We start from the raw sequence: 14,706 nt of genomic DNA on the forward strand, positions 1-14,706 counted from the left end.
CGATCAGCCTCGCGGTCCCGCCTTCACCTGCACGGTGACCGGACCCGAGGCCGAGGCGTCGAAGCCCGACCCTGCCTTCGGCGTGTACGAGGCGGTGAGCACGTGGGTGCCCGGACGCAGACCCCGCAGGGTCAGCACTGCCGTACCGTCGCGCCGGACGCGTGCCGTGCCGAGCAGCGACCGGCCCTCGCGGACCTGGACGACGCCCCTCGGCGTGCCCGCTGCCGGATCGTCCGCCGTCACCGACACCTCGAGCTCGACCGAGCCCGGGCGCGCACGGCCGACCTCGAGCGTGGTCGACGTGGCGACCGGCGCCGCGACACCCTCACCCTCTGGTGCCGCCCAGAACAGGCCGCGCGCGGCCTGGCTCTGACCGCCCTTGGGGTGGGTACGGAAGAACACCGACGTCCCGAAGACGAGGGCCTTCGCACCCGACTCCGCCTCCGCCGACACCACCGCGGGCTGACCCGCGGCATCCTCCGGTCCGTCGGGGTTCGTCCCGGTGTCACCACCTCGGCGCCAGTGGCCCGCGACCAGCGGGTTGCCCGTCGCGTACGACTGCTCGACCGTCGTCCCCGCCCCCAGCCCGGTGAACCAGGTGGCCGGATAGATGAACGAGTAGGGCTGCGCGTACGGCGCCAGGACCCCGTCGTCAGCGGTGTCCACCGCGACGATGCCGTTGCCGTTGCGGTTGCCGGTGACTGCGGTGCCGGTGACGAGACCGGCGGTCCTCGCGGTGTCGAACGCACCCGCGCCGCGGCCGACGATGCTGCCGCCACCGTCGACGTACGCCTGCAGCGCCGCAGCGCCGGCGGACTGCCCGGCGTTGAACGTCAGCGCCGACCCGAGCCAGAGCACGTCCACATCGTCGAGCACCACGGGAGTCGCGGTGATCGTCGGCGCGCTCAGCGGCACGAGGTCGTCGAACCCGAGCTGGGTCAACGACAGCAGGTCGTCCTGGGACCCCGTGTAGCCCACGGTCAGGTCCTCCAGGCCCTTCGCGGCGCCCGTGCGGAGCTGGGCGACCTCGGACGCGGACGCCTCGGCGAAGTCGACGTCGAGCTCCTCGGCGACCTCCTCGACCGCGGCGTACGTCTCCTTGTCGGCACCGACGACGGCCGACCCGTCCGCGAGCTGTGAGGCGGCGATCCCGTCCTCGAGCAGGGCGTTGAGCGCCCGGAAGTCGTTGACGCCTGCGAGGTCGAAGGTCAGGTACGACCCGCGGTCCGGGACGTCACCGTCGACTGCTCCGGCGCCGGCGGCCGGGACCGTCCGAGGCAGTCGACCCTCGCCCGTCGTGCCGGCGGGCTCCACCGTGGCGCCCCACAGCAGACCCCAGCTCCAGGCCGAGATGTCGTACATGCTCGGGAACTTCGCCGAGATGTCGGTTCCTGGCGCGAGGAGAGCGTGAGCCAGGTTGCGCAGCGGCTGGTGCATGTCGACGACATAGGACCCGGTCGGGTACGCCGTGCCGTCGATCCTGGCCGTCCGCGCCAGCCGGTCGACCTCGATGCCGTGCAGCTGCAGACGGCTCACGAGCGTGCGCGCGTCGGTCAGCGACCGCTGCCCCTCGCCCACGGGGACGACGAACGCCCGCGGGTACGAGACCGCGTTCTGGTCGTCGGCCGCGTCCCACTCCGCCTTCCACTCCTGCGGACCCGGGACGTCGGCGATGTTCTCCGTGGTCAGCGCCGTACGCGGGGCTCCGACGTCGGCCCGGCGGAAGAACTCGATCTGGTCGTCGAGCATCGCCGCGTCGTTCGTGCCGACGTAGTCGACCAGGCTCTGCATCGTCTTCAGCGCCACCGCCGTGTTGACGACCGCGCTGGCCGGCGTCTGGCTGCTGCCGTTGGGACGCGACTTCGGCAGCTCCACCGTCGCCGTCACCGAGCCGGAGAAGGCGGCGTACTGCGCGGTGAAGACCGGCGGGAAGTCGTCCCACCCCGACGGGGTGTCGCGGTACGGGATCTTGATGTGCGCGTTCTCGGGGCCGGTGACCTCCGGGACGACCCGTCCGGTGGTCACGTCGTAGTAGGTGTTGCCGGGGATCGCGGCCCCGACGACGTCCTTCTCGACCTGGAGCGCCGCCGCGTAGGCGTGCGGGATGAACAGGTCGTACTCGTAGTCGTCACCGTGCGGCGGGCCGCAGGGCTCGATCTGGAGCACGCTCGTGTAGCCGTGGAAGTCGGCGGCGTACAGCGCCTGAACGGCCTGGGCGGTACGGATGAACGACGTCGACTCCGGCGTGGTGTTGGTGATCATGTCGCGGTTGCCGTCGAGGTTGAGCGCGGTCGCCCGCTGCCCGATGGTGCGGCCGTCAGGGTTCAGAGCGAGGCTGAAGTAGAGCCGGTGCTCCGAGAGGAGGGACTTCACCTCGCTCCACGGGGCGGTCGCCAGCTCCTCGATGTACTGCAGGGCCGCGTCGGTGCCCTCCCACTCGTTGCCGTGGATGTTGGCGCTGATCCAGAGGGGGGTCTTGTAGTCCCGCTCGAGCCGCTTGTCCCGGGCCGCGGCCCGCGGCTCACTCTTGATCTTCTCCCGCCACGCGGTCTGACGCCTGGTCTCGCTCCGGCTCTCCGGAGCCGTCACCGTGACCAGGTAGAGGTCACGACCCTGCGTCGACTGCCCGACGACCTGCGTGGAGACGCGGTCGGACGAGTCCATCAACGCGTTCAGCGTCGGCGCGATGTCGTCGAAGCGGACGAGGTTGCCGCTGTCGGACGCGTCGGTCTCGGCCTCGGGGAACACCCTCAGGTCCGGCTGCGTCGGGTACGACGACGGCATCGGCAACGGGTCGCCGACCGTCGTGCGCCTCGCGGCGTTCCGGGCGGCCTTCGCGGTGAGCGACCCGGTCGCCGTCGGCTCCTTGGCCGAACGCTGGTTGAACGGTGAGACGGGGGGTTCTTCGGCGACGGCTGACGGTGCCGTCAGGAGTGTCGTCGAGGCGAGCGCGAGGCTCGCGACGACACCCACCACACGTGACGTTCGCACTGGGAGTCCTCTCGGAGGGGACGGTCCGTCGTGACGCACGCGACACGGCGGCGGGACCGTTCCGATCCTGCCCAAGATTCGACGAGCGGGGAACCCTTTGACGTCCTGTTAAACCCAGCCAGGATCACGAAACCCGGCGGAAACGCTGCTCGCGGAAGAGCGGCGGCAGATAGCGCAGCACCAGGGCCGACCACGTCAGGTGGGTCAGCATCGGCGCCTGGATGCCGCCGGTCGCCCGCCGCTGGAGCCCGAAGAGCGTGCCCATGACGGCACCGGCGAGCACGAGCGAGGGGTTGCGCGACGACGCGGTCGTAGCGGTGTACGCGAGCGTCGACGCCAGCACGCCACGCCGCTCCCCCACCGCCTCGTACAGGGCGCCGCGGAAGAACAGCTCCTCCGCCGCGCCGTTGGCCAGGGTCGTCAGCACCACGAGCGGAGCGCTGCCCTCCTCGGCGAAGCGCAGGACGCGGCGGACCGCGGCGTCGAGCACCGGGACGCGCTGGGCGACGAGTCCCCCGGCCACGAAGCAGCCGAAGGCACCGACCCCGGTCAGGACCGGCACCACGACCGGCCGCCGGCGGACGCCGTCCTGCATCTCGATCCAGCCCTGGTGCAGCGGTCCGGACGCGAGCGCACCGAGGGTCCACGTCGCCGCCGTCGCCGCCGTGAGCGCATAGAACTGCGGAGAGTCGGGCTTGGTCTGGAGGGAGACGCCGAGCATCCCGGTCCCGGCCAGACAGCCGACCGCGACCGTACGGCGTCGCCGGCGCACGACCGCCTCGGGCTCGGGCGCATGGGACGGAACGGCGTACCCCAGACCTCGGGGCAGCACCGCACGGGTCCTGGCCCGGACGGCGCCGACCGCGGCACGCAGGGCCCCGGTCACGTCGGGTCCTCCTCCGCCTCCCGCTCGCGGGCCTGGGCGCGGGCACGCTCGGCGAGCGCGCGCAGGACGGCCTCGTCGTACGAGAGGGGCTCGAACGGCACCGCCTGGCGGATCGCGTCGTCGCGCACCACGACCTCGTTGACCATCGAGTCGACCAGCGAGCGCCCGGTGCGGGTGTCCACGTCGGTGACGAGGGCGAGCCAGCGCGACGAGAGTCCGGGACTCAGCAGCGGCACCGGCACGATGATCGGGTGACGTCCCTCGATCTCGGCGACCCGACGCATCATCGCCCCGTACGCGAGGACGTCGGGCCCGCCGATCTCGTACGCCCGGTCCGTGCCCTCGGGCAGGGTCAGGACCCCGACGAGATAGCGCACGACGTCGTCCACGGCGATCGGCTGCGTCCGTGTGCTCACCCACCGCGGGGTGATCATCGCGGGCAGGTGTTCGACGAGCTGGCGCGTCATCTCCCAGGAGATGCCGCCGTGCCCGACGACGATGCCGGCCCGCAGCGTCGTGACGGGGACACCGCCACCGGCCAGCAGGCCCTCGACCTGACGGCGGCTGCGCAGGTGGTCCGAGAGCTCGTCGGAGTCGTCCCCGAGGCCGCCGAGGTAGACGATGCGGCGCAGCCCGGCGTCACCGGCAGCCGCTCCGAACGCGGACGCCGCGTCGGCGTCGCGGCGGACGAAGTCGTCGGAGTCGAGGGAGTGGACGAGGTAGTACGCCGCGTCCACGTCGGAGAGGACGTCAGCGAGGGAGCCTGCGTCGTGGACGTCGCCGAACACCGCCCGCCCGACCCCGGCGTACCGGTCGGGATTCCGCGTCATCGCGACGACCTCGTGCCCGTCCGCCTCGAGGGCGGGCGCAAGTCGCCGCCCGATGAATCCCGTCGCTCCCGTCACGAGCACGCGCATCGAGTCCCCCGTCGCCGATCGCCCTGCGTCTGACCTTGCGTTCTCTCGATCATCCGTCACGGGGCGGGCGGCGTCAGGCCGGGCGGATCGCCGGCGACGTCCGCCGAGCCTCGGAGATTCCGCCGGGCCGTAACAATTCTGTGTTGTTCGTGTGGAACCATCCGTTCCGCATGATCCATCAAGCGCAAGGAGCACCACCGATGAAGGTCACCGGACGACGCCTGGGACGCGCAGCTGCTGCTGCCGCCGGGGCACTCGCTCTCACCGTGACGATGGTCGCCTGCGGCGGCGACGGAGACGACTCGGCCGCCGAGGTCGACGGCATCAAGCTGGTCTCGGCCGACACGCTCACCATCTGCACGAACATGCCCTACAAGCCCTTCCAGTACGAGGAGGGCGACGAGATCATCGGCTTCGACACCGACCTTCTGACGCTGGTCGCCGACGACATGGGGCTCAAGACCAAGATCGTCGACGTCGACTGGAACCAGGTCACGTCCGGTGCCGCGTTCAAGGCCGGCAAGTGCGACGTCGGCATGGGCGGCATGACGATCACCGACGAGCGCGCCAAGGCGATCGCGATCTCCGACCCGTACTTCGAGGCCACGCAGGCGCTCCTGGTCAAGGCCGACTCCGGCATCACCGGGCTCGACGACCTCAAGGGCAAGAAGCTGGGCGTCCAGGTCGACACCACCGGCCAGATCTACGCCGAGGACAACGCCGACAAGTTCGGCTACTCCATGCCTGCGTTCGACGACCTCTCGCTCGAGGTGACCGGGCTCCAGGCCGGCCGCGTCGACGCCGTCATCAACGACAACGGTGTCCTCTACGACTTCGTCAAGGACAACCCGGAGTTCGCCGTCGCCACCGAGTTCGACACCGGCGAGGAGTACGGCTTCGCCGCCGCGAAGGACGCCAACGGCGAGAAAATGATCGACAAGGTCAATGAGGTCCTCAAGGCTGCCGAGGAAGATGGCAAGTACGAGGAGATCTACAAGAAGTACTTCGGCGAGGCGCCCACAAGCGAGTAATCTCGCCGTTCGCACCACGTCCGACCACCTCACAGGAGAGCGATGAGCACCCCCACGAAGGTGGCGACCCGACGTCCGCTGAGCCCGCGCAAGCGGGCTCAGCGGATCCGGTTCGTCCAGTACGCCGTCCTGATCGGGCTCGTCCTTGCGGCGATCTTCTTCGCCGACTGGCAGTCGATCGGTGACGCGTTCTTCAAGCCCGATCTGATCAAGGAAGCGATCACCGGCGGCTTGTGGGACGCGCTGTTCCACACGGTGATCTACACCGTCGGGGCGTTCGCCTTCGGGCTGGTGGTCGGCACGATCCTCGCCATCATGCGGCTGAGCGAGGTCGGCCCGTACCGCTGGCTCTCGACGGCCTACATCGAGTTCTTCCGCGGGCTTCCGGCGCTGATCGTGTTCCTCATCTTCTCGCTGCTGCCGCTGGCGTTCCCCGCCCTGCGGATCCCCTTCGACCCCTACGGCACCGTCTGGCTGGCGCTCGGCATCGTGGCGAGCGCCTACATGGCCGAGACCATCCGCGGCGGGATCCAGGCCGTCCCCAAGGGCCAGACCGAGGCCGCGCGCTCGCTCGGTATGACGTCGGGCCAGGCGATGCGCAAGGTCGTCCTGCCGCAGGCCTTCCGCACCATGCTTCCGCCGCTGACCAACGAGCTCATCCTGCTCGTCAAGGACTCCTCTCTGGTCTTCATCATCGGGCTCACCGCCGACCAGGCCGAGCTGACCAAGTTCGGTCGCGACATGTCGGTGACGTACGCGAACGTCACGCCGCTCGTCGTCGCAGGATTCGCGTACCTGATCATCACCCTCCCGCTGTCGGTGATCGTCCGACGCCTGGAGGCCTCTGCCGGGAAGGCCCGCTGATGCCCGAGACCCTCGTCGAGATCAAGGACCTGCACAAGTCGTTCGGCGACAACCACGTCCTCCGGGGCATCGACTTCACGGTCGGCACCGGCGAGGTGGTCTGCGTCATCGGCCCGTCCGGCTCCGGCAAGTCCACGCTCCTGCGCTGCGTCAACCTGCTCGAGCAGCCGAGCGCAGGCACGGTCCTCGTCGCGGGCGAGGACCTGACCGACCCCGACGGCAACATCGATGCCGCCCGGCGCCACGTCGGCATGGTGTTCCAGAGCTTCAACCTCTTCCCCCACCACACCGCCCTCAGCAACTGCATGGTCGCCCAGCAGACCGTGCTCAAGCGGGGCAAGAAGGACGCTCGCCGGATCGCTGAGAAGAACCTCGACCGCGTCGGACTGACCGACAAGCACGACGCCTACCCGGCCAAGCTCTCGGGCGGTCAGCAGCAGCGCGTCGCGATCGCGCGCGCCCTGTCGATGGAGCCCAACCTGATGCTCTTCGACGAGCCCACCTCGGCGCTCGACCCCGAGCTCGTCGGTGAGGTGCTCACGGTCATGCGCACGCTCGCCGAGGAGGGGATGACGATGCTCGTCGTGACCCACGAGATGGCGTTCGCCCGCGAGGTCGCCGACCGGGTCGTCTTCATGGACGGCGGGGTGATCGTCGAGCAGGGCATCCCCGAGCAGGTGATCGGCAGCCCGAAGGAGGCGCGGACCAAGGAGTTCCTCCGCCGCGTCCTGGACCCCACGCACGTGACTCCGAGCTGATTGAGGGATAGTCGGAGTCCCCACGACTGACCGGAGGATCTCGTCATGGCTGAGAAGCAGTCCGTCCTCGGCCGGGTCACCGCACTCGCGCAGGCCGACGTCCAGACGCTGATCGACGACTCCGCTGACCCCGAGCAGCTGTTCATCGCGCTCGGGCGCGCGTTCGCGACGACGATCACCGAGGCGGAGGACGCTCTCGCCGTCGCGGTGGCGGCCAAGCGGTTGACCGAGCACGACCGTGCGGAGGACCGGCAGACCGCCGACGACTGGGGCGTCCACGCGGCGACCGCTGCCTATCACGCGGCTGAGCTGCGGGTCGAAGGCAACATGAGTGGCGCGGCGGTCTTCGACGGCCTCGCCCGTACGGCGCTGGAGCGGCAGCTCACGACCGAGCGGGCCGTCGCCGACGCCGCCGGCGTGGTCGCGGCGCTTGCGTCGTACGTCGAGCGGCTGCGCGAGCAGCTCGACCTCGCCAAGGAAGAGCTCGCCGTCCTCGAGGAGCGCCGCAACCTCCAGATCGGCCACCTCGAACCCGAGGACGGGCGCCTCCTCGACCCCGAGATCCCCCACGTCCTCGACCCCGACACCGAGCTGAGGGCGTTCGCGGAGAAGCTCCTGCGCGAGGACGAGCGGCAGACGTCCACGGTGGAGCAGCCTTCCTACCTCGACGGCCGTTTCACCGAGACCGTGGCCCCCGCGCTGCGGCCCGAGGTCGAGCGCCGCCTCGAGCTCGTGCGTCCTGACGAGGGCGAGCTCGTCGCCGCACTGGCGATGCGGGCGTCCGCGGAGGCCGCACGCATCGCGGACGAGGCCGAGCGGATGGTCGCTCAGGCTCAGCAGCAGGCAGAGATCGAGGTTGACCAGGTCGAGGTGGCGGCTGAGCAGAAGGTCCTGCCCGAGCCTGCACCGGTGCCGGAGCAGCAGGCCGTGGCCGAGCCGGAACCCGAACCCGAGCCGCAGGTCGCGGCCGAGCCGGAGCCTGAGCCGCAGGTCGCGGCCGAGCCGGAGCCTGAGCCGCAGGTCGCGGCCGAGCCGGAACCGGAGCCCGAGCCCGTCGACTCGCCCGTCGACTCGCCCGTCGAGGCGGAAGCGGACCTGGAGCTGGACCTGGAGCTGGAGCTGGAGGATGAAACGTTCATCGAGGGTGAGGTCGTCGCGCCCGTCGAGCTCGCCCGCCGGCGCCGCCTTGCGGAGCAGTCGCCGTCCTCCGAACTCCCGACGCACGACGACGTCGACCTCGGCCTCGGCCTCGACGGGGAGAGAAGCGTCGTCATCGAGAGAAACCTCGTCGTCGAATCGGCCGCCCAGGAGCCTGCTGTCGAGCCCGTCGAGGCGGCGCCCGTCACGCTGGAGTCTGAGGTGGACGACGACGCAGCTGGGCTGGCTCGCTCGGCCCAGGACGAGCCGGACGAGCAGGATCTCCACGACGAGACCGACGTCCGCGACGTCCACGACGAGACCCACGTCCGCGACGAGCCCGACAAGCCCGACCTCCAGGACGAGGCGGACGTCCGCAACGAGGGCGAGCCGAACGAGGAGGACGAGCAGGACCTCCACGACGAGACCGCCGCCCGCGACGAGCAGGCCCTCCACAGCGAGCAAGGCGAGCACGACGAGGACGAGCCGGCGGGGCGCTCGGCGTTCGACGACGAGCGGTCTCGGCCGGTCGGCGGCCGCCGGCGCGCAGACGTGCCGGTCAGAGGCCCCGACGACGACCTCGTCGCCCCTCCCGCCGACCACCCGCGCCGTGACGATGCGCTGGACGCCGCGCCGGAGGGTGACGACCACCGCGAGCCGCCGCCTTCTCCACGCTTCTCGTTGGGCCTGAACGGCACCTTGCCGCCCACCAACCCCTTCGCCGGCATCGCCGACGTCGACGCGGCGTACCGGCTCGCGCGGGCGCAGGAAGAGACGCAGTGGGACATGCCCGCCATCGTCGACGAGCCCCGTCCGACCGACCCGGCTGCACCCCCCGCCGGCCCGCACGCCGTCCACGGCCTGCCGGCGCCGGACGAGGACGAGCTCCCGACAACCGAGTACCCCGCGATCCGCTTCGACACCTTCGGTGGACCGGGGCCTGGACCGTTTGCTGCTTCGGCGCTCGCGGAGTCGGTGAACGAGCCGCCCGAACCGCGGGAGATCGGCCGGGACCACGATCCCGACATCGACGGGCGCGATGATCGGCCCTTCGTCCACGATCTGCCCGACAACGAGGACGACGTCCTCGCTCGCCGCCGAGCTCGACGCTCGCGAGACCCGCGGAGCCCTCGCGTACCGACCGCCTACGACCTCGCGTACGACCCGACCGAGGGTCCGAGCCACCCCAGCGTCAACGGGGCCGCGGGCACGCTCGACGACTCGGGCGACGCGCAGGTCTTCCCCCTGCGTCCGCGGGGCGACACCCCGCCCGACCAGCAGCGCTGACCCTCAGAGAACAGGGCCGGCACCTCCGCGCGGAGGTGCCGGCCCTGTTCGCGGCGCTCAAGTCAGGAGGGTCCGGACGACCCGGAGCCCCACGGAGAGCCGGGCGAGGTCGGGAGTGTCCTCTCCCCAGATCTCCTCGAGGGTCTCCTCGGCCCGTTTCAGGGTCACGGCCTCGGACGTGCCCCATGCGTCTACGCGGTCGTGCGGAGACAGCGCGTCGTCCGTCGTCGCGAGCACCTTGCGGACAAGCTGCCCCTGGACGCCCAGCAGGTCGTCACGCAGCGCGGCACGCGCCATCGACCGCCAACGGTCGTCGCGCGGCAGCGCCTGGATGCGGTGCGAGAGCCGGTCCAGACCGAGCTGTTCGCCGAGCTCGGCGAACACCCGGGCGACGGTCGAGGCATCGACACCGGTCGAGAGGGCGATGTCGGCCATCTCGATCGCGCCGTACGCGGGTCCGAGCGCAGCGAACGCCTCGGCGTCGTGCGTGGCGACCCCCGCCTTCTCGAGCTTGTCGGCCCGATCGCGCCACCTGGCGTGCTCGCGCCCGACCAGGAGCTGCGGGAGGTCACGCAGCAGGTGCTGCACCGTCGTCCCGAAGTAGTCGACGCTCCCCTCCACGTCGTCGAACCGCCGGTGGTTCACCAGCCATCGGGACATCCGCTCGACGAGCGCCTGGAGCGCACCTCGCATCTGCTCCTGGACGTCGGCCGGCACCTGGTTGTCGAGGTCGGCGACCCGTTCGATCAGGGCACCCTCGCCGCAGATCTCCGCAGCGATCGACCGCGCGCGAGCGAGCTGGTCGGCTGACACCCCGGTCTCGCCCGAGAGCCGGTGGAAGTACGAGACACCACCACGGTTCACCATCTCGTTGACGATCGCCGTGACCACGATCTCGCGACGCAGCGGGTGCTCGGCCATGTCGCCGCGATAGGCGTGCTGGAGCGGCGTCGGGAAGTAGCGGAACAGGTGGGCTCGGTAGTACGGGTCGTCGGCGATGTCGGACGAGAGCAGCTCCGCCTCGAGCACGATCTTGGTGTACGCCAGCAGCACCGCGAGCTCCGGAGCCGTCAGACCGACACCTTGCGCGCGCCGGTCGGCGATCTGCTTCTCGTTGGGCAGGTACTCCAGAGCCCTGTCGAGGTAGCCGGCCCGCTCCAGCCGCGTCATCCAGCTCGCGTGAGCGTGCAGGAGGCTCACCGCGGCGTCGACCGAGCCCGCGAGCGACACGTTCTGCTCGTAGTTGTCGCGGAGGACGAGCCGTCCGACCTCGTCGGTCATGGAGGCGAGCAACGAGTCGCGCTCCTCCGACGAGAGCTCGCCCCGAGCAGCGGCCTGGTTGAGCAGGACCTTGATGTTGACCTCGTGGTCGCTGGTGTCGACGCCGGCGGAGTTGTCGATGAAGTCGGTGTTGATCCGGCCACCGGTCAGCGCGTACTCGATGCGGCCGCGCTGGGTGAGCCCCAGGTTGCCGCCCTCGCCCACGCACTTGCAGCGCAGCTCGTTGCCGTTGACACGGAGAGTGTTGTTGGCTTTGTCGCCGACGTCGGCGTGCGACTCCGTCGACGCCTTCACGTAGGTCCCGATCCCGCCGTTCCACAGCAGGTCGACCGGCGCCTTCAGGATGGCCCGCAGCAGCTCCGGCGGACTCAGGCTGGCCACGTCTTCCTCGATGCCGAGGACCACGCGCATCTGCGGGCTCACGGGCACCGACTTGGCGGCACGGGGGAACACTCCTCCACCCTCGGAGATCAGGTCCTGGTCGTAGTCCGCCCAGCTCGAGCGGGGCATCGCGAAGAGCCGCTGGCGCTCGACGTAGGACCGTGCTGCGTCGGGATCGGGATCGATGAAGATGTGCCGGTGGTCGAACGCCGCCACCAGGCGGGTGTGCTCCGACAGGAGCATGCCGTTGCCGAAGACGTCCCCCGACATGTCGCCGATGCCGACGCAGGTGAAGTCCTCGCGCTGACAGTCCACGCCCATCTCACGGAAGTGGCGCTGCACCGACACCCACGCCCCGCGAGCGGTGATCCCCATCGCTTTGTGGTCATAGCCCACGGAACCGCCGGAGGCGAAGGCGTCCCCCAGCCAGTAGCCGTAGTCGGCCGAGATCTGGTTCGCGATGTCGGAGAACGTCGCGGTGCCCTTGTCGGCGGCGACGACCAGGTAGGTGTCGTCGCCGTCGTGCCGCACCACGTCCGGAGGGGGCACGGCACGGTCGCCCACCCGGTTGTCGGTCAGGTCCAGCATCGAGGAGATGAACGTCTTGTACGAGGCGATGCCCTCCGCCATCCACGCCTCGCGGTCGCTCGCATCCGGCAGCCGCTTGCAGTAGAAGCCGCCCTTGGCCCCGACAGGGACGATGACCGCGTTCTTGACCATCTGCGCCTTGACCAGCCCCAGGACCTCCGTACGGAAGTCGTCGCGGCGGTCAGACCAGCGCAGACCGCCGCGGGCGACCGCCCCGAAGCGCAGGTGCACGCCCTCGACCCGCGGTGAGTAGCAGAAGATCTCGTGCGCGGGTCGCGGCTCGGGGAGGTCCGGGATCTCACGTGGCGCGAGCTTGAACGAGACGTACGACCGCGGGCGGCCGTCGGCGTCCCGCTGGTAGTAGCTGGTGCGTGCGGTGGCTCGGACCAACGTCCGGTACGACCGCAGGACGCGGTCGGCGTCGAGCCCTTCGACGGCCTCGAGCCGCTTGCGCAGGTCGCTCTCGACGTCCTCGGTGAGCCGCTCCCGGTCGGCGTCGTCGATCGCGGGGTCGAACCGGGTCTCGAACAGGGCGACGATCTGGCGGACGACGTCGGTCTCGGCCAGGAGGACGTTCTGCAGCGACTCCAGGCTGAACGGCGTCCCGGCCTGCTGCAGGTAGCGCGCGTACGCCCGCAGCACCACGACCTGACGCCACTCGAGCTCCGCGGCGAGAACGAGCCTGTTGAAGCCGTCGACCTCCGCCCGGTCCTCCCAGCAGGCGACGAACCCGTCGGTCAACCGCCTCAGACCGTCGTCGTTGGCGACCGTGCGCGAGCGCGCGCGGAACCAGTAGACCCAGACCGGCTCCGGAGTGGCGAGACGGTAGGGCCGTTCGTCGATGATGTCGACGCCGTGCGAGGCGAAGACGGGGAGAACGTCGGTCAGTGCCGCAGGCTCCCGGGTGTAGAGACGCAGACGCAGCGCGTGCTCGTCGTCGACGGCGGGGTCGGGCTCCACGGTGAGCCTGACGCGGTCGTCGCCGTCGAGGAGCGCTCGCGCGGAGAGGATGTCGTCGACCGCGCTCGCAGCGCTGATGTCCTCCTTGTAGCCGGCCGGGAACGCGCCGCGAAAGTCGGCCAGCTGCGCGGTCGCGGCCGCCTTGCCGAAGCGGACCTCCATCGCCTCACCGACGGCGTCGCTCCACGAGCGCACCGCCTCCGCGATCTCGGTCTGGAGCTCGGCGGGCTCCACCTTGCCGAGCGTCTCCCCCGGCCTCGGGCGTACGACGAGATGGACCCGGGCCAGCTGTGACTCGCTCACCCAGACGCTGTAGTCGATCATCGGGTCCCCACCGACCCGGGCTGCGACCATCTTCTCGATCGTGAGCCGTGCACCGGTCGTGTAGCGGTCACGCGGCAGATAGACCAGGCACGACAGGAACCGGTCGTACGAGTCGCGACGGACGAAGAGCTGGACGTGCCGGCGCTCCTGCAGGTGGATCAGGGCCTCGGCGATCTCGGCCAGCCCATCGACCGGTGTCTGGAAGAGCTCGTCACGGGGGTAGGTCTCGAGAAGGTCGAGGATCTCCTTCGCCGCGTGGCTGTCGGCGTCATAGCCGAGGCCCGAGATCACCTGCTCCACCTTGCGGTCGAGGATCGGGATGCGGGTGATGCTCCCGGTGTAGGCCGAGGACGCGAACAGCCCGAGGAACCGTCGCTCACCCACCACCTCACCGGAGGCGTCGAACGACTTGATGCCGATGTAGTCCAGGTAGCTGTTGCGGTGCACGGTCGAGCGCGAGTTGGCCTTCGTGATGACGAGGACCGTCTTGTCGCGCGCACGCGCGCGCGAGCGCGTGGGCAGCGGGCTCCGCGAGGCCGTGTCCTTGCGCCCGCCACGCAGGATCCCGAGCCCGCTCGTCGGGACGGTCCGCAGACGCTCCTCGCCGACGTCACCCTCGAGGTCGTATTCCCGGTAGCCGAGGAAGGTGAAGTTGTCGTCGGCGAGCCAGGCGAGCAGCTGCGCCGCCTCTGCGGACTCGTCGGCCACGATCCCCGCCGGCGGGTCGGACCGGAGCTCGGCGACGATCTCCAGCGCCCGGGAGCGCATGGGAGCCCAGTCGTCGTTGACCAGCGCGACGTCCTCGAGGACGCGGCGCACACCCTCGGCGATCGCCTCGGCCGCCTCGGCCCGGCCTCGGTGGTCGATCTCGAAGTACATCCACGACTCACGGGTCGCGTGCGGCTCGCCGGTCGATCCGGCCACACGGGCCGAGACCAGCTCTCCGTCCTCGTCACGCACCACGTCGAGCTGAGGGTGGACCAGCCAGTCCACCCCGAACCCGGCCGTGGACAGGTAGGCGATGGTGGAGTCGACCAGGAAGGCCCGGTCGTCGGTCACCACCTGCAGGACCAGGCGTCCTCGCGCGTCCCACCCGTCCTCGTCGACGGTCGGCTCCCAGACGCGCAGCAACGTCTCGCCGGGCTCACGGACACGCGCCAGCTCGGCATGGCTGAGGACGGCGCCGCGCAGGGCGTCGAGCGACCGTTCCTCCCGCTCGGCAGACGGGACGTGCTGGTAATAGGCCTCGACCAGCACCTTGGCGACGTCGGCGGACAGCTCGCCTTCCTCGACGGACAAGA

At 70.5% G+C, this 14,706-nt stretch carries 8 protein-coding genes; 4 read left to right on the forward strand and 4 right to left on the reverse strand.

What is annotated here, in order from left to right; genetic code table 11:
* Nucleotides 1–3: 3 nt before the first annotated feature.
* From KV100_RS05375 to KV100_RS05385, 3 genes are all read right to left on the reverse strand, one after another.
* Complete coding sequence (locus KV100_RS05375; protein ID WP_220341844.1) at nt 4–2,991, reverse strand: M14 family metallopeptidase; 2,988 nt, start codon at nt 2,989–2,991, stop codon at nt 4–6.
* Between the two features lie 124 nt (nt 2,992–3,115).
* A complete protein-coding gene (locus KV100_RS20055) occupies nt 3,116–3,877 on the reverse strand; it encodes a CPBP family intramembrane glutamic endopeptidase (RefSeq protein WP_220341845.1) in 762 nt (253 codons plus the stop codon).
* A complete protein-coding gene (locus KV100_RS05385) occupies nt 3,874–4,794 on the reverse strand; it encodes an NAD(P)H-binding protein (protein WP_220341846.1) in 921 nt (306 codons plus the stop codon). Before KV100_RS05385 ends, KV100_RS20055 begins: the two co-directional genes overlap by 4 nt.
* 200 nt (nt 4,795–4,994) lie before the next feature.
* Here KV100_RS05385 and KV100_RS05390 point away from each other — a divergent pair, with 200 nt between their 5' ends.
* From KV100_RS05390 to KV100_RS05405, 4 genes are read left to right on the forward strand one after another with little or no spacing between them, the layout of a single operon-like run.
* A complete protein-coding gene (locus KV100_RS05390) occupies nt 4,995–5,825 on the forward strand; it encodes a transporter substrate-binding domain-containing protein (RefSeq protein ID WP_220341847.1) in 831 nt (276 codons plus the stop codon).
* A gap of 42 nt (nt 5,826–5,867) precedes the next feature.
* The gene (locus KV100_RS05395; protein ID WP_220341848.1) at nt 5,868–6,689 is read left to right on the forward strand and encodes an amino acid ABC transporter permease; all 822 of its coding nucleotides are present in this window, start codon (nt 5,868–5,870) and stop codon (nt 6,687–6,689) included.
* Nucleotides 6,689–7,447 carry an amino acid ABC transporter ATP-binding protein gene (locus tag KV100_RS05400; RefSeq protein WP_220341849.1) on the forward strand — a complete coding sequence of 253 codons (759 nt, stop codon included), beginning with the start codon at nt 6,689–6,691 and terminating at the stop codon, nt 7,445–7,447. Before KV100_RS05395 ends, KV100_RS05400 begins: the two co-directional genes overlap by 1 nt.
* Nucleotides 7,448–7,492: 45 nt before the next feature.
* Entirely contained in the window at nt 7,493–9,871 is a 2,379-nt protein-coding gene (locus KV100_RS05405) for a hypothetical protein (RefSeq protein WP_220341850.1), read from the forward strand.
* Between the two features lie 57 nt (nt 9,872–9,928).
* Here KV100_RS05405 and KV100_RS05410 read toward each other — a convergent pair whose 3' ends face one another.
* Nucleotides 9,929–14,704, reverse strand: coding sequence for an NAD-glutamate dehydrogenase (locus KV100_RS05410; RefSeq protein WP_255565910.1), 4,776 nt, complete (start codon nt 14,702–14,704; stop codon nt 9,929–9,931).
* Nucleotides 14,705–14,706 lie beyond the last annotated feature (2 nt).

The organism is Mumia sp. zg.B21 (assembly GCF_019550855.1).
In the GTDB taxonomy this organism is placed as follows: Bacteria; Actinomycetota; Actinomycetes; order Propionibacteriales; family Nocardioidaceae; genus Mumia.